Annotated in this window: 20 protein-coding genes; 12 read left to right on the top strand and 8 right to left on the bottom strand. The window is 64.0% G+C overall.

What is annotated here, in order from left to right; genetic code table 11:
- Positions 1-56 precede the first annotated feature (56 nt).
- From ACIHA7_RS21265 to ACIHA7_RS21300, 8 genes are all read left to right on the top strand, one after another.
- Positions 57-323: a hypothetical protein gene (locus ACIHA7_RS21265; protein WP_397292095.1), complete on the top strand. Its 267-nt coding sequence runs from the start codon at positions 57-59 to the stop codon at positions 321-323.
- Positions 316-2,778 carry a hypothetical protein gene (locus ACIHA7_RS21270; RefSeq protein WP_397292098.1) on the top strand — a complete coding sequence of 821 codons (2,463 nt, stop codon included), beginning with the start codon at positions 316-318 and terminating at the stop codon, positions 2,776-2,778. Before ACIHA7_RS21265 ends, ACIHA7_RS21270 begins: the two co-directional genes overlap by 8 nt.
- Positions 2,779-4,368: 1,590 nt before the next feature.
- A complete protein-coding gene (locus ACIHA7_RS21275; RefSeq protein WP_397293116.1) occupies positions 4,369-4,896 on the top strand; it encodes a DUF3558 domain-containing protein in 528 nt (175 codons plus the stop codon).
- A 15-nt stretch (positions 4,897-4,911) separates the two neighbouring features.
- Positions 4,912-5,286: a hypothetical protein gene (locus ACIHA7_RS21280; protein ID WP_397292101.1), complete on the top strand. Its 375-nt coding sequence runs from the start codon at positions 4,912-4,914 to the stop codon at positions 5,284-5,286.
- Complete coding sequence (locus ACIHA7_RS21285; RefSeq protein WP_397292105.1) at positions 5,283-6,614, top strand: hypothetical protein; 1,332 nt, start codon at positions 5,283-5,285, stop codon at positions 6,612-6,614. Before ACIHA7_RS21280 ends, ACIHA7_RS21285 begins: the two co-directional genes overlap by 4 nt.
- Positions 6,601-7,386 (top strand): ESX secretion-associated protein EspG, encoded by a 786-nt coding sequence (locus tag ACIHA7_RS21290; protein WP_397292108.1) that lies wholly within the window; start codon positions 6,601-6,603, stop codon positions 7,384-7,386. Before ACIHA7_RS21285 ends, ACIHA7_RS21290 begins: the two co-directional genes overlap by 14 nt.
- A gap of 194 nt (positions 7,387-7,580) precedes the next feature.
- Positions 7,581-7,967 (top strand): DUF4189 domain-containing protein, encoded by a 387-nt coding sequence (locus ACIHA7_RS21295; protein ID WP_397292112.1) that lies wholly within the window; start codon positions 7,581-7,583, stop codon positions 7,965-7,967.
- A 126-nt stretch (positions 7,968-8,093) separates the two neighbouring features.
- A complete protein-coding gene (locus tag ACIHA7_RS21300) occupies positions 8,094-8,534 on the top strand; it encodes a DUF4189 domain-containing protein (RefSeq protein WP_397292116.1) in 441 nt (146 codons plus the stop codon).
- A gap of 49 nt (positions 8,535-8,583) precedes the next feature.
- Here ACIHA7_RS21300 and ACIHA7_RS21305 read toward each other — a convergent pair whose 3' ends face one another.
- Genes ACIHA7_RS21305 through ACIHA7_RS21315 form a run of 3 tightly spaced genes read right to left on the bottom strand, consistent with a single transcriptional unit; the run spans position 8,584 to position 11,161 of the window.
- Positions 8,584-9,246 (bottom strand): methionine ABC transporter permease, encoded by a 663-nt coding sequence (locus ACIHA7_RS21305; protein WP_397292120.1) that lies wholly within the window; start codon positions 9,244-9,246, stop codon positions 8,584-8,586.
- Positions 9,247-9,257: 11 nt separating this feature from the next.
- Positions 9,258-10,289: a methionine ABC transporter ATP-binding protein gene (locus ACIHA7_RS21310; protein WP_397292124.1), complete on the bottom strand. Its 1,032-nt coding sequence runs from the start codon at positions 10,287-10,289 to the stop codon at positions 9,258-9,260.
- Positions 10,286-11,161, bottom strand: a complete 876-nt coding sequence (locus tag ACIHA7_RS21315) for a MetQ/NlpA family ABC transporter substrate-binding protein (protein ID WP_397292128.1) — start codon at positions 11,159-11,161, stop codon at positions 10,286-10,288. The genes ACIHA7_RS21310 and ACIHA7_RS21315 overlap by 4 nt, the downstream gene beginning before the upstream one ends.
- A 132-nt stretch (positions 11,162-11,293) precedes the next feature.
- Between ACIHA7_RS21315 and ACIHA7_RS21320 the strand changes: the two genes are divergently transcribed.
- From ACIHA7_RS21320 to ACIHA7_RS21330, 3 genes are all read left to right on the top strand, one after another.
- Entirely contained in the window at positions 11,294-12,160 is an 867-nt protein-coding gene (locus ACIHA7_RS21320; RefSeq protein ID WP_397292134.1) for a MetQ/NlpA family ABC transporter substrate-binding protein, read from the top strand.
- A 150-nt stretch (positions 12,161-12,310) separates the two neighbouring features.
- Positions 12,311-12,772: a hypothetical protein gene (locus tag ACIHA7_RS21325; RefSeq protein WP_397292139.1), complete on the top strand. Its 462-nt coding sequence runs from the start codon at positions 12,311-12,313 to the stop codon at positions 12,770-12,772.
- Between the two features lie 44 nt (positions 12,773-12,816).
- Positions 12,817-13,431: a hypothetical protein gene (locus tag ACIHA7_RS21330; RefSeq protein ID WP_397292143.1), complete on the top strand. Its 615-nt coding sequence runs from the start codon at positions 12,817-12,819 to the stop codon at positions 13,429-13,431.
- Between the two features lie 4 nt (positions 13,432-13,435).
- On the opposite strand, the gene ACIHA7_RS21335 is transcribed toward ACIHA7_RS21330, so the two are convergent.
- Positions 13,436-14,248, bottom strand: a complete 813-nt coding sequence (locus ACIHA7_RS21335; RefSeq protein WP_397292147.1) for a helix-turn-helix domain-containing protein — start codon at positions 14,246-14,248, stop codon at positions 13,436-13,438.
- 85 nt (positions 14,249-14,333) lie between these two features.
- Here ACIHA7_RS21335 and ACIHA7_RS21340 point away from each other — a divergent pair, with 85 nt between their 5' ends.
- Positions 14,334-14,711 carry a nuclear transport factor 2 family protein gene (locus ACIHA7_RS21340; RefSeq protein WP_397292151.1) on the top strand — a complete coding sequence of 126 codons (378 nt, stop codon included), beginning with the start codon at positions 14,334-14,336 and terminating at the stop codon, positions 14,709-14,711.
- Positions 14,712-14,717: 6 nt separating this feature from the next.
- On the opposite strand, the gene ACIHA7_RS21345 is transcribed toward ACIHA7_RS21340, so the two are convergent.
- From ACIHA7_RS21345 to ACIHA7_RS21360, 4 genes are all read right to left on the bottom strand, one after another.
- On the bottom strand, positions 14,718-15,272 hold the full coding sequence (locus ACIHA7_RS21345) for a GNAT family N-acetyltransferase (RefSeq protein ID WP_397292155.1): 555 nt from the start codon (positions 15,270-15,272) through the stop codon (positions 14,718-14,720).
- A 34-nt stretch (positions 15,273-15,306) separates the two neighbouring features.
- On the bottom strand, positions 15,307-16,242 hold the full coding sequence (locus ACIHA7_RS21350) for a Ku protein (RefSeq protein WP_397292158.1): 936 nt from the start codon (positions 16,240-16,242) through the stop codon (positions 15,307-15,309).
- A 91-nt stretch (positions 16,243-16,333) separates the two neighbouring features.
- Positions 16,334-17,443 carry a lycopene cyclase family protein gene (locus tag ACIHA7_RS21355; protein WP_397292162.1) on the bottom strand — a complete coding sequence of 370 codons (1,110 nt, stop codon included), beginning with the start codon at positions 17,441-17,443 and terminating at the stop codon, positions 16,334-16,336.
- Positions 17,444-17,507: 64 nt separating this feature from the next.
- Positions 17,508-18,272, bottom strand: coding sequence for an SDR family oxidoreductase (locus ACIHA7_RS21360; RefSeq protein WP_397292166.1), 765 nt, complete (start codon positions 18,270-18,272; stop codon positions 17,508-17,510).
- Positions 18,273-18,351: the final 79 nt, after the last annotated feature.

Raw genomic sequence — 18,351 nt, forward strand, 5'->3', positions numbered from 1 at the left:
TCGCTGAGCAGAGGGGTCGGGGGTTGTTAAAAGCTGACGTAGACCAGATCCGTGCCATGGCAGACAAACTGGCGCGCGTGGGCACCGAGATCGACAATATCGACGTCCGCACCGGGGCCGCGGGGTTGAACGCCGCCCTGCCCGGGTCGGACATTCCCCGTGCCATCGAATTGGCGGCCGAGTTCGTCGAGGGCGCGTATCTGCGCGTCGCCGAACGCATGCGCGACGTCGCGACCAAATCCACGGACGCGGCCAACAACCTCCAGGTCACCGACACCCAATTCGCCGACCTGCTGCACGGCATGGACGTGCACCGTGCTTAGCCCCAGTGAGGTCGAACGATGGGATCTCGGCGCACTGACCGCATGGGTCACCCAGCTCGGTCAGTCGCGGACACTCATGATGGAGCGACTGGATTTCGCCCGCCGCCACTTCGACGAAGTCCGTCAGGACTGGCAGGGTGTCGCCTACGACGCCGCGTACAACCGGGTCGGTCAGGATCACGAGCAAGGTAAGAAGCTCGGATACGAGATCGATGAGCTGATCGATATCGCGACCAACGGCGCCAGCACGGTAGCGGCGTATCACGCCACTCTGCTGGCACGGTTGAACGATGCGCGCGCAGCCCAGCTGATCGTCGACGATGCCTGGAAGGTGCTGGACAAAGAAGGCGTCGAAGCCGACGTCATTCGCGCGTACCAGGAATCCCTCAACGGTGCGTTCTTCCCGTTCCGCGACGCCGTCGAGAACCTGGCCAAACAGGTCGGCGACCAAGCACTGGAAATCAGGTCGGCCGGCGACCTGCTCGGCTCGAGTCTCGACGTCGCCGACGCCGACAACCAGGCCTCCCGTTTCGGCCGCCAAGACGGCAAGGCGCTGTCGGAAGCGGCTCGCACCAGGGATATGGCGTTGCTCGACCAGATCGCGGGCGACATGCCCGAACACGTACTCAGCCCCGACGAATTGCGGCGACTAGCCGCCGGTGAAGAGGTCAGCACAGTCCCCGCCAGCGTGCAGGACTACTACAAGGCGCTTTACCAGGAAGCCGGCAAGGACGGCATCCTCGCGTTGAACGAACGCCTCGCTGCCCGCGAACAAGCCGGCGACCCCGTCGCGGCGCAGAAACGAGACAACCTCGCCAACTCGCTGATGGTCGTATCGAACGAGCGCATCGGCTCCGGTGATAAAAAGGGGTCGTACGCCAATCTTCCAGACGGGCTACGTGAGCTGATCTCCGGTCGCTTCGAGGAGCGCGACGACTTGGTCATCGACGGGCAGCTTCCCGTCCGTGATCAGCTGCTCCAACAAGCCGCACTCGCCGAACTGCTGACCCAAGCCAATCCCGGTTACGAGCCCGGCCAGACCATGGGAATCGAACTGGGCAGGCAGAGCGCCAGCCTCGCCGAGTACGTGGAATTCGGCAACAGGGACTGGAATGGTTATCCACCCGGTTTCAACGAAGGCGACCTCGACAAGGTGGAGAGCGCGAGCCGGCAGTTCCTCGAAACGAGCACTCGCAACACCGAATCCAGCTATGCACTGTTGACGGGGAGGGATCCCGTTACCGGCCAGGACATTCCAGCCGACCTGTCCTTCGGGGCAGGGGGTGATCGCTACAACCCAGAGCCCTTCGACCGGGACAAGTTCACGGCGTCGATCTTCCAGCACGAGTGGGCTGACGAGGGTAAGACTGCTGCGGGGCTGTATGAGTGGATCGCGGACGGGACTGATAAGCCGGGGCAGGATGGGGTGCTGGCAAAGCAGGCGTTGGCGGAGTTGCCGAATGTGTTCGCGCCGGAGGAGCAGGATGAGAATTCGGGGCGATCGACGCTGAAGGAAGGTGACGGCAGCACGGTCTTCGAAGACAATGCAAAAGCATTTGTCACCAATCCGAAGCTTGCAGAGGGGCTTTCGCACGTGCTGGCGAACAATGTGGAGACCTTCGTAAATCCGCTGACGAGGGAAACGGGAATCGTGGACGATCCATTGGTTCCTGGCGATCAGCCCAACGTCCGTTTGGAGCGGCTGGATGCAGACCGGCTGCTATTTCTGTCCAGCCAGTCCGAGGGTGGACGTTTCAATCTCGAATTTGCTAGACAAGCATACGAGGCTGATATGTTGCAGCGCGCAGTCACAGAAGGTGCTGGCGACCCTCAGAAGTGGTTGAGTATCAATGCGCCCGACCTGGCAAACCTGGATGGTCGAATCACCAACGCGTCGGTAAACGCGCTCACCTATCAAGCGGAAAAAGTCAGCGATGACGCGTTCAAGGAGAAACAAGATACCTACGAAATGCGACAGAAGGTGGGCGATATTGTAAAATCGCTCACTTTGGACAACCTGGAGGTACCTGGACGCACGCCGGTCAGCGTGATCGGTAACCAAGTGCTCGAGGTTGCCAAGGATGCAGGTTACGACGCGGCAATGGAAAAGTTCAATCCTGAACCCGAGAAGGAGTATCCCGCCTACCCGAATCCCTCCCAGGCGACAGGCGAAGCGAACCAGCAGATTATCCAGCAGTTGTTCACTACCTTGCATGCCAATGGGCAACTGCCGGCAGAGTTTGTGGGAGCCGACGGAAGGCCGCTCGATGTGGCCCCCTTCATCGGCACGCCGCGGCAGTCCACGCTAAATCAGTTTCTCAGTGACCGGAATCTTCTCGACTTCACTCACAACTACGCCAACGAACACGCCTTCACGTCAGTTGTCGGTACAGCCCAACGGCCGGGTGATATGACCTACCTGGTTACCGGCCAGCACCCGGAGTCTTCGAAGTGAACGGTAGGGTTCTGCGGGGATGTACGTGTCTTGCTTTGTTATGTTCGGTGGTGGTCGGCTGCGGTAACGAAGAGAAACCTGTCGACACCGGCTCGACGAAATATTTGTACGAAGAGGTATTCAATCCGTGTCGCCAGATGCCACGGGAGTTTCTTTCCGAACATAACCTCGGCACCGAGCCCAAGTCCTTGGATAATCTTATCGACGGCTACATATATTGGGGATGTGTCTATCGTGGACGGGACTATGACTTTGCCATATTGATCAGCAATGCGCCCTTGAGTGAGGTTGCTCGGCTAGCGCCGCACACCGTTCAGTCTGTACGGATTGCTGGTCGGGCTGCAAAGATACAATCGCGACCGCTCGAGACGAGGTTTTGCGATCTGGATATGGAAATCGCTGGGGGAACGCTAGCATTCGAGCTTACGCCCAAAATTCCTATAGAAGCCTGCCCTACGCTCAGCGCTGTGGCCGCAGACCTGGTGCCCCTCCTCCCGCCAGGCGTCTGAGCGGGAGGTGTAACCCCGGCGCTCCTCACCGGGTCAAGGGGCGATCTGGTCTTCTAGGGTAGGATCAAAACCGTCGACCAGGTAGTCTTTACCTATTTCATAACGGTGAACAACGAATGATTCCGGAAGATCACGGAATCCCGGTTGCAAACGAAGTCGCGTTATCGCTGCCTCCGCCCCCTCTTCGATGCGTATATGCCGATCCTCTTCACTTCGACTTCGTCTTCATTGAGACTGTACTCGTGATTGACGAGGTACACGAAATCGATGGAATGCTCCTGTCGGCTTCGAATTTGATTCATGCGGTGAAGAATCCTTCCGTCCAATGGTCTTTGTTCAGTGGGTGACGTAGGATATGAAAGTCATCAGGGCGATCACAAAATCCGGGCAGGATCGACGCTCGCTCGATCGCAAGTTGCGCGTCGGCCTCGGTTCCATACGCACCGATCGTTTGCAGTCTCTCGGCACCGTTCGGTAGCTCATAATAATGTTGCAGTAGATATACGTAATCCAAAGATCTTACCTCCTGCTACAGTTCGGGGCGTTTGATGCCCGGTCCTTGCCCGACCCGGGTTTCGCGACCTGTGTGGGACGGGTGTCAGCACCGGGAGCTCGGTATTCGGCTGAGACCGACGCCAGCGGCGCGGGCGTCGGCCTCGATCATTGCTGGCTATCGCGGAGCAGCTGGCGGGTGCTGTGTTCGAGCGAACAACTCGATGGTGGTAGGCCATCGTCGCCGGACGAGTGTCGTGGGAACGTCTGGTCGAGCTCGTCATTCGAGAATGGGAACTGGTAGGTGGCATTCGCGCCGGAGGGCGCTGGTTGACTCGCCGGGCCTTGACCTGTTTTGCCCCAGCGGCCTCGTGCTGTCTTTTTGGCCACGGTCGAAGGTGGTGACTAGGCGGTCGGTGGCCGTTGCGGGTGGTTGTCGGTGGACGGTAAGGTTTGGGCAGGTCGCGGGGGAGTCCAGATCGTCCAGGCTCAACTGGGACATTCCAGTGTTGAACTCTGGTTTGGGAAGGGTGCGATGACGAGCAGGGGGCATGTTGGCCGTGCCGTGGGGCTTGCGGTTGGCGTTGTGATGGTGCTGGCTGGTTGTCAGGACAGTTCGAATGGGACGCCTACCAGTGCTGGTGCTCCGAGCACGTCGGTCGGCGCTGGTACGTCGGCACAGATGTCGCCTGCCAAGGACGCTGCCCCCTGGGACCCTTGCTCCCTCTCGTCGGATGCTTTGCGAGCGACCGGGTTAGACCCGGACAGCAAGAGGACGGGGGCCGCGGGAGTCGAGTTCGACGGATGGAAAGTATGCCGTTGGCGTGCGCAGGCAGGGTGGTACAGCCTTGGCATCCTGAGCGGAACTCCGTCGTTGAAAGATGTACGGGAGCGGAAGGATTTTAACGATTTCAAGTCCGTGACAATTGGAAATCGGCCTGCGCTCCAGTTTGGGCAAGCGGGCGATCCGGAGCGCCTCGGCTGCACGGTTGCTGTCGAGGTTCCTGGAGGAACCGTCGCCTTCGACGCGCTCGGCCGGTATAGCGAACCGCGTCAAGAAGAGCCCTGCACCGTGGCTTTAAGGCACGCCACTGATCTGGCTAAGTATTTGCCATAGTTGCTAGGGGGCATCATGACTGAGAACTCATCGCACTGGCAGGGGCTGCTCAACTCCGCCAACGCGGGCGAGCTAGTCCTGGATCCTGCTGTCGGTAGCGACCTGGCGCAAGATTGCGACCGGAACTTGGCGAACCTCGAGAAGATCCTGGAGATGACACGAGAGGTCCGCTATGTCACTGGATTTGGTGGATTCCCTTCTGGTGAGGTGTTGCAAGAAAAATTCTTGCTCAAAGGCTCGACTGGGGAGGACTCGATCCAGACCCGCATCAAAGAGCACATCGATGAAGTGATGCTCATGAAGCAAGTCTTCGCCAAAGCCATCGAGAACTACCACTCCGTCGACCAATCCAACGCCGACAACCTCACCGGAATCGACTTCCCGTCATGACCTACGACGAGTATCGCGCCAGGATCATTGCCGCGCAGGAGCAGTGGAACAAGGATCGTGCGGCGATCTATACGGTGGCGAACATCGGGAACGAGCAGTTCAGCGGGGGGTTCGAGCCGCCGAAGATCACGAATGAGGATCTTGCGCTGTTCGAGACGCTGCCGCTGGAGGATTTGGTTCAGCGGGTGGCGGCGATGAAGCCGGGTAACGTTCTGCAGGCGGCCGAGGCGTGGTTCAAGATTGGTACAGCTTTTCGGGATACGACCGATACGTTCAATGCGAGCGTGCAACGGACCATCGCCGGCGGGTGGTCCGGGCAAGCTGCGAGCAAGGCCGCTGAGGCGGTTCAAAGATACAGCGAAGGCGCAGGGCAGCTCACTACCGCAGCGCATCTGCTGTATTTCAAGCTAACAGAGATGTATACCGGTCTGCATCAAACGCAGACGCTGATGCCCGGGGTCGCCGAGGCACCTGATCCGAAAGGCAAGACTCTTCCGCAGGATGGCGTGATGAAGGCGGGCGACTACTCCGCCGAGGAGGCCAGGGAAGAGGCCAAACGCATTCTGCAGTCGGTGTATTGGCAGGTGGCGAATCAGACTGATCACGGTGTGCCGATTATTCCGCCCGCGCCGACCCTGGTGAGCAACTCGCCGGGGACGGTTACGCCGTCGTCCGGTCCGATGACGTCCGGACCGCAGGGAACGGATTCCAACGGCGACCCCAGCGCAGCGCCGAGCGACAAGGCACCGAGTGGACAGCCGACCAATCAACCTTCGGAAGCCGGTGATCCGACGCCGGGCACGCAACCGGCCGGTGTGAATCCGGACTCGACGACGCCGGCTTCGACGACTTCGCCTGCGGCTAATCCCGCTGCGACGCAGGCGAACCCGGCTACTCAGGCGCCCACCGGTACGAACCCGACGACCAACGTGCCGGGCACCACGACCCCGTCACCGACGGGTACGGGGACGCCGACCTCGCCGACACGCCCGAATCCAGGCTCACCTGGCACGACCTCGGGTCGCCCCACTGGGGTGCCCGGCACTCCGACCGCGCAACCGAATCCAGGACGCAGCATTCCCGGCGTGCCGCAGCAACCCGGCGTCACACCGGCAGCCGCCGCCGCATCTAATACGAGCAGTGCGCGACCGGGGACGGCGGGCGCGCCGGGCGGCATGGCGCCGGGTGCGGCGGGGCAGCGTAAGGATGAGGAGCAGACGTCCGGCACCAAGGATTATCTGATCACCAGGGAAAACGGCGAAGAGGTCACCGGCTTGGACTCGCTTCCGAAGGCGGTTCCGCCGGTAATCGGCGGTGACAGTGGATAATTGGCGCTTCAGCGGTCTCGAGTTCCAACTACTGCTGTCCGCCTACGGCCGGGACCGGCTGCCTTACCCGCTGCAGTTCCGCCCGGAGGCAGTCGATTTCGATGATCTCGTGCGGCAGCGGGAAGCCGCGGTCGACGCGCTGCTCGGCAGGCATTCGCTGGAGTTGGAACGTGCGCTGGGGGTGCTGCTAGAGCCGGAGGTGCGGGTCGAGGTGAAGGGGTTCGACGGCCCGGATCTGACGCGGACGCTACGTTTTCACGCTGCGGTCAACGGCGCGGCGGCGACCACTCTCACGCAGCTTCCTGGGCGGGCGGCCGACACCGGGGCCGATGTGGTCATGCGATATGGTCCTGCCAGCAGTGCGGCAACGCGACTCGTCGCCGCGTTGCCGAATATGCCGGCGGGCACTGAAGCGCCGATCGACGTGCGCCGGGCCGAGGTGGCGGCGGATCGGGAGCGGACGATGCGGTCGTCGGACCGGCTCGGCCTTACCGAGCAACTGGATCGGCTGTTCAAGCGCGAACGCCTCGGGCTCGGTGAGATCACGGTGTTGCCGGGAGCCGCCGTCGACTCGCGTCCGACGTTCGGTCGCGCCTTCTGGTGGATGGACTACCCGGACGGCCGCTACTACGTCAGAACCGGTGACCCGATCGTCGCCCGCCCGATGGACGGCGATGCCATGGTGGCGGAGATCAATCGCCTGGCCGCGCTCACGCAGCGTTACTACCGCGAGGACCGTGAGCACGACGAATCGCTGCGGCAGCCACGGTAGTCGGCGCGGCTGAGATTACCGAATAGCGGGTGCCGGGCTACGAGTTCGGGCATCACGTGCTCCGGTACGGCGAACCCCAAGGGCCGCAACGAAATACTGGACACTGCGCCTGCGCTCGGCGATGATCAGCGTCGCGTCAACTTTCTTGAAACGGGGATACTGTGTCACTTCTGAATAGGGCTGCGCTGGGTGCGGTGCTGACATCCGCCGCAGCGCTCACCGTCGCCGGCTCGGCGCATGCCGCGGGCAATTACTATGGCACGCTGGCTGTTTCGCCGGGAGCCGGCAAAGTCGTCGAGGCGGTCGATCATCCGTCGCGCGTGGCGGCGGATGCGGCGGCGATCCGGGATTGCGCGGTGTGGGACTGCAAGATCATGGTGCGCTTCTCGAATGGGTGTGCGGCGGTGGCCCGGGGCGCCGATGGGCAGTTCGCGGCGGACTCGGCGCCGACCCGGGCCGAGGCGGAGCGGTTGGCTATCGCCAAGCTCGGTGAGAGTGCGCCGCCGTTCCCCGATCTCGGTAGCGCCTCGCCCCGGGCGGCGAGCATCGCCGTGTCCTCGTGCACGAAGAACGCGAGCTGACGGTTTCATTTCGAATGGCTCTGTGCGCCTGAATATTTCAGGCGCTCGCAGATCGTCGAAGATTTGGACAGACCGGACGCGATGCCGCATGCTCTGAGCCGAAACTATTTCTTCTCGGGGAGGATCATGATGTCTCTATCGGGCAAGGCTGCCCTCCGCCTGTTCGCCGCCGCGGCTTTCGTCGCGGCGAGTGCGGGATCGGCCACCGCCGAGCCCAACTCGGATGGTTCGTACTACGGGTCGAAGGCGATCTCGGTGACGTCGGGTGGTGCGTCGGTCTCGACGGCGTGGGACTACCCGAACTGGGCGGAGGCCGACGCGGCCGCGCTGGCGGACTGCCGCGCGGACGGTGCGACGAACTGCACGATCATTGTGCGGTTCGTCAACGGATGCGGCGCCATCGCGGAGCGTGACGGTCGCTATATCGGCGGCACGGGCGCCACCCGGGCCGAGGCGGAGCGGGCGGCCATCGCCGCATTCGGTCCGCCGCCACTGAATTTCGGCAGCTCCGCACCGAATACGGCGCGGATCGCGGGCACCACCCACTGCACCGCCAACGCCGAATAGGCCCTGCCGCTGGATGTCCGGACGGTGGGTCCGGACATCCAGCGACTGTTCAGCGACGCAGGGCCTTTCGAGCCAACCAGTTGCCGGCGAACTGGATGCCCTGCACCCCTGCGATGATGACCAGAGTCGCGACAAGGGTGACCTGCCAATCGAATCGCTGATAACCGTAGACCAACGCGAAATCGCCGAGACCGCCGCCACCGACCGTGCCCGCCATCGCCGACATGTCGACGATCCCGATCACCACGAAGGTGTAGCCGAGGATCAGCGGTCCGAGCGCCTCGGGGATCAACAGCGTCACGATGATTCGCAGCGGACCGGCGCCGACCGCCCTGGCCGCCTCGATCACTCCGGGGTCGACCGTCACCAAGTTCTGCTCCACGATCCTGGCGATGCCGAACGAGGCGGCGACAACCATCACGAACGCCGCGGCCTCGGTGCCGATGGTGGTGCCGATCACCTGCAGCGTCACCGGGCCGAGCGCCGCGAGCAGAATGATGAACGGGATCGGCCGCACCACGTTCACTATCACGTTGAGTAGCAGGTTGATCGGCGCGTTCGCCAGCAGACCACCCTTGCGGGTGGTGTAGAGCATGGTGCCGAGGAAGAGTCCGATCAGGCCGCCGACCACGAACGCGACCAGCACCAGGTAGATGGTGGTGCCGATCGCCTCGTTCAGGACCGGCCGGAGTTTGTCCCAATCCGTCTGCATCGGTACTCCTTTCAGTCCGTAGGGATCTTTTCGAGCAACGGTGGACGATCGAGCTCGTCGATCACCTTGTCGATCGCCTCGTCGGCCCCGTGCAGCACCAGCGTGACGCTGCCGAAGGTCTTGTCCTGCAACGTGCTCACGCCGCCGTACACCACCTCGAACCGGACATCGGCCGCGGCGGCGGTGGCCAGCGCCGCATCGATGCCGCGCCGGTCGTCGATGTCGACCGTGACGAGCCTGCCGCCGTGCAGTTCGCTGAGCCTGCGCTGTTCCTCCTCGGACGGCCGGTTGTGCAGCACGGTGGCGACGAAAGACCGCGTCGGCGCCGCCTGCGGGGTCGCGAAAACCTCGAAGGTGCTGGCGAGTTCGACGATCCGGCCCTCGGCGAGCACGGCGACCCGGTCGGCCACCGCGCGGATGACGTCCATCTCGTGGGTGATCACCACGATGGTGACGCCGAGCTCCCGGTTGATCTTCTTCAGCAGCCGCAGCACCTCGCCGGTGGTCTCGGGATCCAGCGCCGAGGTCGACTCGTCCGCGAGCAGCAGCGACGGCGAAGTCGCCAGGGCGCGGGCGATGCCGACCCGCTGCTTCTGCCCACCGGAGAGCTGGTCGGGATAGCTGCGGGCTTTGTCGGACAACCCGACGAACTCCAGCAGTTCCGCCACTCGCGCCTTACGCTCGGCCCGCTTCCATCCCGCCACCTCGAGCGGATACTCGATATTGCCTGCGGCCGTGCGTGATCGGAACAGGTTGAACTGCTGGAACACCATGCCGATGTCGCGGCGCAGCCTGCGCACCTCGCGCTCCCGCACGCCGGTGATGGGGGTGCCGGAGATCTCGATGGTGCCGCTGGTCGGTTTCTCCAACGCGTTGATCAACCGGACCAGCGTGCTCTTGCCCGCGCCGGAATAGCCGATCACACCGAAGATTTCGCCCTGCTCGATCCGCAGATCGATATCGTCCAGCGCGACTCGGGCGTCCGCGCCTTTACCGAAAACCTTGGTGACCGAACGGAACTCGACGGCAGCCGGCGTGCTCACTTGCCGTCGCGGATGGACTGCTGCACCCGCTGCAGAATCTGTTCCAGCTCGGGGCCCGTGCGGCGCACCTCGACGGCGGTGCCCTTGGTCACCTCGTGGTGCGCCTGCTGCACCTCGGGATCGTGCCAGAGCTCGACCAGCTGCAACAGCTTCGGATTGTTCTTGTCCTCGGCCCTGGTCACCAGCGCGTTGATGTACGGCTCGGCCGCCGGATTCTTCGGATCATCCTTGTACAGCGCCGAATTGGGGTCGATGCCGGAACGATCGAGGAAGGTGTTGTTGACTATCGAGCCGTCGACCGAGGCGAGTGAGAGCGCGGTCTGCGCGGCGTCGACGGCGGTCACCTTGACCTTGGACGCACCCTTGTCGATGTCGGCGGGGGTGGGGGAGTTGGTGGTCGAGGAGAGCTTCAGCAGGCCGGCCGCCTGCAACACGAACAGTGCCCGCGCCTGGTTGGTCGGGTCGTTCGGGATCGCGATCTCCGCACCCTGCGGCAGATCCGCGAGGGTCTTGTGCTTCTTCGAATACAGGCCGAGCGGCACGATGTAGGTGGATCCGATGGGCGTCAGGGTGTCGCTGTTCGCGACGTTGTAGGCGCCGAGAAACTGCAGGTGCTGGAACAGATTCACATCGATCTGCTTCTGCGCGAGCGCGAGATTCGGCTGTTTGTAGTCGGAGAAGTTGGTGATCTTCAGCGTGATGCCCTTGTCCTTGGCCCGCTGCTCGAAAACGTCCCAGGCTTTGTCCTTGTCGGTGGTGCCGATCCGCACTACCGTGTCGTCGGAGGCCTTGTCGTCAGAACCGCACGCCGTAAGGGTGAGGGCCGCGGTGGCTACCAGGACCGGGATCGCCAGTACCCGATGGAATTTCACTCGTGCTCCCGAAATGCTTGTCGCTATATGAACCCGGTAATCCAAGCGATCCGGCAGCGGGAGAGACAACGGTTCGAATTGTGATGAGCGAAACCATTCCGAAGAATCGGCCGAGCATCTAGGTTGCTCGCAATGCGCTTGAAGCACCGGTTACTGCTGATCCCGATCCTGTCCGCCCTGGCCGTCGCCTCGGTTTCCTGTGGCATCGAACACCGCGACGACGTGATCCGCATCGGTGTGAACGACGTCGCACTGCCGCACTGGGACGTATACAAGAAGAAGGCCGCCGAACAGGGCATCGCCGTCGAGTACGTCAACTTCACCGACTACAACCAGCCCAACTCCGCCCTCGCGCAACGCCGCATCGATCTCAACAAGTTCCAGCATGTGCGGTACCTGGCCAACTACAACGCCCGCAACAACGACACCTTGGTGCCGATCGGGGCGACCGAGATCTTCCCGCTGGCGCTGTATTCGCGCAAGCACAAGTCGGTCGCCGACATCCCGCAGGGCGGCCAGATCGCCTTGAGCAACAACCCGGCCAATCAGGTTCGGCCGCTGCTGTCGCTGGCCGCGGCCGGTCTGATCGTGTTGCGGGGCAACGCAGGCTGGGACTCGAAGCTGGAAGACGTGGACACCGCGGCGTCGAAGGTGCGGCTGACCGCCATCGACCCCACGCTGACCGCGCAGTCTCTCAGCAGCGTCGACGCCGCCTTCGTCGATGACACCTTCGCCAGGCCCGCCGGTTTGACGAAGAACGAAACGATCTACACCGACGACCCGGAACGCCCGGAACTGAAGCAGTACATCAACATCTTCGCCGCACGCGGCGCCGACAAGGACAACCCGACGCTGCTGAAACTGGCTCGGCTGTACCACGATCCGGAGGTCGAGGCGGCGGTGCGTGCGGAGACCGGGTACGAAGGGATCTTCAAGAATAACGATCCGGCCGATCTGCAGGGCGCTGCGGCGGAATTGGAAGCCAAGTTTCGTAGGTAGTTCCAGTTGCGAACGTTCCAAAAAAGCGAGAGATCGGCGATTCGCGGGCGTGTCGCTCAAATGCGTTCTCTGGCCCCCTTTTCCGAGTGGTTTTCTGTCGGTACTCGGACCTACACTTGGGCTTCCATTCGAGAAGACAGGGGGCTCTACGTGACATTGACACTGCCAGCGCTGGATGTGCGTGTGTGCACTTTGGAGAAGAAGCATGAAGTGCTGAACGAGGATCGGCTCGCGTACGAGGACGCCATCTATAAGACCAAGGGGAAGGTGAAGAAGATCCATCGTTCAGTCAAAAAGATGAAGCAAGATGGTTACCTATTGCGGGGCGACTTCCGGACATTGCGCCATGAAAACCGTGCTATCGGCATAGGGATGGATGCGTTCCAGGAGGGAATGGGAACCTTCCAGCAGGAAGTCCGAGAAGAGTTCACAACCGTCGGGTGCGATGTCTCGAGTCTTAAAGGGGACATGTCTGCCCTGAAACCGATTGTTCTCGACACCCAGAAGCGGGTGACGGGCCTCGAACACGATGTATCGGGATTGAAGCGAGGCATTGAGGCAATCATCACCTACCTCGGGATCCCGATCCCCGAGGACGCGGCCCAGCCGTAGCCGAAACCTCTGCATGACGCGTCCACACCGGCAATGATGCCGGTGTGGACGAGCAGAGTTATACGCGGTCGCGGTTGGGCCTGCACGCGGCGGCGGAGTTGCTGATCGCAGGACCGCAGTACCGGCAATACGGAACGATCCGGCTACGCGTGGTACACCACGGCTTCGGCGGCGTGCAGTGGCCGGTGTCGGTCGTCGGTGCCGAATTGGTATGGCCGGAGGGGCGGGCGCCGCTGCGCGGAACCTACCGGGACGTCGCGAAGCTGGCCGGATTCGAGCCGGAGGCGCCGAAGGAGCTGTACAAGGACACAACCGGGGTAGATCCCGACAGCGTGCTGGAGGTCGATCCTGCGGCCGCACGGCAGATCAGTGAGTGGTTCGCACTGGGGGACAAGGCCTTGCGATGTTTGGCACCCGATATCACACCGGTGCTGTGGCCGGAACACTTCGATCTGTCCAGCTCCGCAGGCGAGGTGAATTACGGCGTCTCGCCAGGCGACGCGAGCCACCCGGCGCCATACGCTTACGTCGGTCCATGGAAACCACGCACCGGAGACTTCTGGAACGCCCCGTTCGGCGCATTACGCGAGCGCTCGGAAGTCGACACCGCGTCGAAACTGCTGGAGTTCTTCGAACAAGGCCGGGCTGCGGCCGGCTGACCGGTCAGGACCCGTGCGTGTCGACCCGCTCACCCGCCCGCGCAAGCGCATACAGATAGTCGGAAGTCACTGTGTCGGAAGGAAAATAGGCTTCCACCGCGATCTCGTCGAGGGTGATGTCGAACGCGGCGCCGAAGGTGGTGATCGTGTTGAAGAAGCACAATTCGGCGTCCCCATGCCGAATCCGAATCGGCAGCGCGACTTCCGCCGGATCGATCGGAACCGTCTCGCCGGCCGGATAGTACGAGCTCAGTTCGTCGTAGAGGGCGCGCAGTTCGGCATCGCCGGTCTGCCCGGCCTGGCGAGCCAGCCGCGGCAGCAGGAACCCGCGCACCTGATCCAGATTGCGCAGTCTCCGCGCGAAACCGTTGGGGTGCAGTCCGATCCGCATCATATTGATCGGCGCACGCAGCAGTGCCGGATCCACCCCATCGAAGAAGACGCGGCTGGCCGTGTTCGCGAACAACAGATTCCACCGACGGTCGACCGCCAACGCGGGAAACGGCTCGTGCACATCGAGCACCCGCCGCACAGCGTCGCGCGCCCGAGCCAACTCGGGATCGTCCGGTGATCGATGCCGGTAAACAGGCGCGTGCCCGGCCGCGACCAACAACCGGTTGCGTTCACGCAGTGGAACGTTCAAATGCTCGGCGAACCGTTCGACCATCGCCGCACTGGGAACGGTCCGCCCGGTCTCGACGAAACTCACATGCCGGGAAGAGATGTCGGCCTGAACGGACAGTTCGAGCTGACTCAACCCACGCCGCAGCCGCCACTCGCGCAGCAGCTCACCGACCGGACGACGATCCTGATCCACCCGCCCAGTATCGCCACCCGGCCGACCCGCGGCCATTACATCCCTGGTAATCGACGGCCGCGACCGCGACTGCCACGGTTGCCGCATGACAAACGACCTCGCCGCCCACAACAAGAACCTGGTCCTGCACGGCCTCGCGCAATTCGCCGACGGCAACCTCGACGGGATGCGCACACTGCTGCACGAAGATTTTCGCACGCACGTCCCCGGAAACCCTTCCGGCAGAGACGCTTTCCTCGAGTTCACCGCCAACTCACCGATCGCCGGGGCCCGGCTCGACATCAAACGGGTGATCGCCGACGACGACTACGTAGCGGTGCACTACCACCTGATTCCGCAGGACGATCCGCGCGGCGCCGCCGTGGTCGACATCTGGCGGCTGGTCGACGGCAAGATCACCGAGCACTGGCACGCGCTGCAGCCGGTGCCGGCGGAGGATCAGATCCCGAACGGCATGTTCTGAGCGGCGCTAGCGGGCCATCCGGTTGTCCCCGGCGAGCCGACCGCGGCGGATGAGCGCGCGTTTGGTGCCGGGGGCGATCGCGGCGGGGGTGAGTTGGGAGTCCGGATCGGGATCGTTGGGGTTCGGCCGGACGAACAGCGTCACCGTGGCGGCGGGGGTGAAACCACTGCGCGTCATCAACGCCGTCGAGGCCGTATTGCGGTCTTCCACATCGGTGACGATGCGCCGCGCACCGCGCGCGAACAACGCCTCCGAGCAGACGTCGACCAGCCGCCGGGCGATGCCGTGCCCTTGCATGTCCGGCGCGACGGCGATCCATTCGAGATAGGCCCAGTCGTCGCGGTTCTCGAATTCCATGGACCCCAGCACGAAACCGACCACGCGGTCCGAATCGAGGGCGACCCAGCAGGCGTTGTCGGGGCTGTCGAGGTGTTCGGCCACCGAGGTCAGCGACCACGAGGTGTACGGCTTGGCGGTGATGTCGAAGACTTCGTGACCGAGATCGAGGACCTGGCGCAGGTGGCCGAGACCCATCGGGACGATCACAACGGCAGAATCCATGCCGACAGTTTGCCAGCCGGAAGCCGTCGTACCCTTAGGCCCCCTTGCGCGCGGCGGCCTTCTTGGCTGTCTTCTTCGCCGGTTTCGCGGTGCTCTTCGCGGCCGCCTTCTTGGCCGGAGTCTTCTTGGCGGCCGCCTTCTTCGCCGGCTTGGCCTTGCCATTGTCGTCCGCACCGCCCGCCGCGCGTCGGCCGCTGGCCTCCAGGCTGCGTTGCAGCGCGGCAACCAGGTCGACCACCTCGGCGTCCATCTCGGCGGGCGCGGCCTCCGGCTGCTCGGGCACCTTCCCGGTGCCGCTGGCGATCGCCTCGTCGAGCAACCGCTTGAGTTCGATCTGGTACTCGTCGGTGAACTGATCCGGGTCGAAATCGTCGGACATGGTCTCGACCAGCGTCTCGGCCATCTTGATCTCTTGCGGCTTCGGTTCGGCAACCCCGTCCAGCGATTCGAAGTCGACCTCGCGCACCTCGTCCGGCCACAGCAGCGTCTGCAGCACCAGCATGCCGTCGCGCACCCGCAGCGCCGCGAGCCTGGTCTTCTGGCGCAGCGTGAAGTGCACCAGTGCGGTGCGGTCGATGCGGTCCAGCGTCGTCGCCAGCAGCACATAGGCCTTGGGCGTGCTGGAGTCGGGCTCGAGGTAGTAGCTCTTGTCGAACAGGATCGGGTCGATCTGCTCGTTCGGCACGAACTGCAGCACCGGGATCTCGTGCTTCTCGGCGGCGGGCAGTTTGGCGAAGTCCTCGTCGGTGAGAATGACCTTGTCGCCGTCGGGCGATTCGTAGGCCTTATCGATGTCGGCGTACTGCACGGACTTGCCACACACCGTGCAGACGCGGTCGTATTTGATCCGCCCACCATCCTTGGCGTGCACCTGATGGAATCGGATGTCGTGGTCCTCGGTCGCGGTATAGACCTTGACCGGGACGTTCACCAGCCCGAACGCGATCGAGCCCTTCCAGATCGACCTCACTGCGCAATCCCCTCCACGCGGGTATCTCGTCCGCGGGGCCGCTGCGGCAGCGGCTCGGGACGGTTGAGTGCTGGACGGTAAGGCCCACTCATTACTCCATGATGGCGGAAGGCATTCGAATACGCGAGCGAATCGGCATCCCGAGTGTCGCGGCCGCGACACGCCGTCGCTGGGTGGGCGGCAGCGCCACGAACAGCTTCGACATGGCGCTGACCATGCCATTCAGGTCGGTGCGGCCCGAAAGATACGCGCGTTGTGCGGCGGCGGGGAGGCCGAAGAATGCGTCGAAAAAAACCGGGAGGTCGGTCGGCGGCAACGCGAGCAACGCCCGCAAACCGGCGGCGCGCAGTCGGTACACCGCCCGCGCCGGCACCGGCCAGACCGCCGCCCCCGCCGCGACGGCGTCGGTCGCGGCGAGAGCAGCGGCGACGCTGTACCCGGTGGCCGGATGCGCGAATCCGCCCGCCGCGCCGAAGGTGTGTCGCCCGAGCCTGCCGCCTTCTACCGGGAACCGAACTCGCTCCACCCGCTCGGCACCGGTGAGTTCGATGCCACGGGAACGCAGTCGGCGCACCAGCCGCTCGCGCAGGTCGGTGCCGTCGAGCGCGGGCCGACCGGCGAGGCAGGTTTCCTCCAGCAACATCTCGCCGCCGCCGAGCGGCACCGCATACAGAAACGACCGCTGCGCGTCCTCGGGTGCGCCGTTGTCCGCACGCCAGTCCATGAACAGCGGCGCGAGTCCCGCGCACTGTTCCGCGTCGAGCACGAGCCCGTAGGCCGTCTGCTCGGCCAACGCGGGGGAGCGGGCAATGCCGCGCGCGTCGATGACCCGTTGCGCCCGCAGCAGGCGACCAGAGGCCAGTGCCGCCGTGCCTGCGGTGAGCTCCACCGCGCGATCCGTGACGACCTCGGCCCCTGTCAGATCCAAGGACTCCCGCAGCCGGGCCGTATCGAGCACGGCATAAGCCCGCTCGATGCGGTGCGCACGAGTTCCCCACGCCGTCGGCCGGTCGACCGTCGCCGCGACGGCCGCCGGAGCCAGCCACCCGGGCAGCTCGTCCGCCCACGTCGCGTAGGTCGCCGTCCACCGACGATCCGGCGCTGGATCGACCACGGTGACCGACAGCCCACGGGCCAGGCAACGATGCGCCAGCGCCCGGCCTGCCGGACCGAGTCCGCAGACGACGACATCTACAGTCACGTCGAGGCTTTCGACATGGGTTGGCTCACCGCCGCCTCCGAGTCACCATGGCGCTTCGGGACGCCTAGATGCCACCGGTGGACAGCAATCCGCCGTCCACGCGCACGGTCTCCCCGGTGATCCACGCCGCCTCGTCCGAGACCAGGAACCCGATCAGTCGTGCCACATCCTCCGGCGTGCCGAGCCGCTTCATCGGGTAGACGCTCGCCGCGCGCTCCTCGTCCTCGGCGTACAGCGCGTCGGCGAACTTCGTCTTGATCACGCCCGGTGCGACCGCGTTCACCCGGATCTTCGGACCGAGCTGCCAGGCGAGCTCGTCGGTGAGCCGGATCAGCGCCGCCTTCGACGCGCCGTACGCGGCGATCACCCCGGACGAGCGGATGCCCGCGACGCTCGCGACGTTGACCACCGCGCCACCGTGCTCACCCATCCACGCCTTGAACGCCTGCTGGATGTAGCCGAGCGCCGCGACGACGTTCACATCGAAGATCTTGCGCACCGCATCCAGGTCGGCCTCCATCAGCGACCCGTAAACCGGGTTGATGCCGGTGTTGTTGATCAGGATGTCCACCGAGCCGAACTCGGCCATCAACCGGTCGATGGCGGCCGCGCGGTCTTCGGCGTGTCCGGAGTTGCCCGCCAGCGCCACGACCTCACCCTGGTGGCCGAGGGCCCGCAGCTCGGCGGCGGTCTCGTCCAGCGGACCCTGCTTGCGCGCGGTGATCAGCACGTTCGCACCGCGGCTCAGCAGCTCCGCCGCGACGGCCTTACCGATACCCCGACTTGCCCCGCTCACCAGAGCGCTCTTGCCCAAAAGATCGTTACTCATGCCACGGCAGGTTACTCGGCGGTTCAGTTACGGCCGTCACACCCGAGTCGCCGCGGGTAAGAGCGGCGCCCGAACCCAG

This window comes from Nocardia sp. NPDC052316, assembly GCF_044547795.1.
Classification (GTDB): domain Bacteria; phylum Actinomycetota; class Actinomycetes; order Mycobacteriales; family Mycobacteriaceae; genus Nocardia.

Bases quoted from the DNA above. Each gene is read 5' to 3' on its own strand.
- ACIHA7_RS21265 (WP_397292095.1), top strand. From the start codon at position 57: ATGGCAGACAAACTGGCGCGCGTGGGCACCGAGATCGACAATATCGAC.
- ACIHA7_RS21275 (WP_397293116.1), top strand. From the start codon at position 4,369: ATGGTGCTGGCTGGTTGTCAGGACAGTTCGAATGGGACGCCTACCAGT.
- ACIHA7_RS21280 (WP_397292101.1), top strand. From the start codon at position 4,912: ATGACTGAGAACTCATCGCACTGGCAGGGGCTGCTCAACTCCGCCAAC.
- ACIHA7_RS21285 (WP_397292105.1), top strand. From the start codon at position 5,283: ATGACCTACGACGAGTATCGCGCCAGGATCATTGCCGCGCAGGAGCAG.
- ACIHA7_RS21300 (WP_397292116.1), top strand. From the start codon at position 8,094: ATGATGTCTCTATCGGGCAAGGCTGCCCTCCGCCTGTTCGCCGCCGCG.
- ACIHA7_RS21305 (WP_397292120.1), bottom strand. From the start codon at position 9,246: ATGCAGACGGATTGGGACAAACTCCGGCCGGTCCTGAACGAGGCGATC.
- ACIHA7_RS21320 (WP_397292134.1), top strand. From the start codon at position 11,294: ATGCGCTTGAAGCACCGGTTACTGCTGATCCCGATCCTGTCCGCCCTG.
- ACIHA7_RS21340 (WP_397292151.1), top strand. From the start codon at position 14,334: ATGACAAACGACCTCGCCGCCCACAACAAGAACCTGGTCCTGCACGGC.
- ACIHA7_RS21345 (WP_397292155.1), bottom strand. From the start codon at position 15,272: ATGGATTCTGCCGTTGTGATCGTCCCGATGGGTCTCGGCCACCTGCGC.
- ACIHA7_RS21360 (WP_397292166.1), bottom strand. From the start codon at position 18,272: ATGAGTAACGATCTTTTGGGCAAGAGCGCTCTGGTGAGCGGGGCAAGT.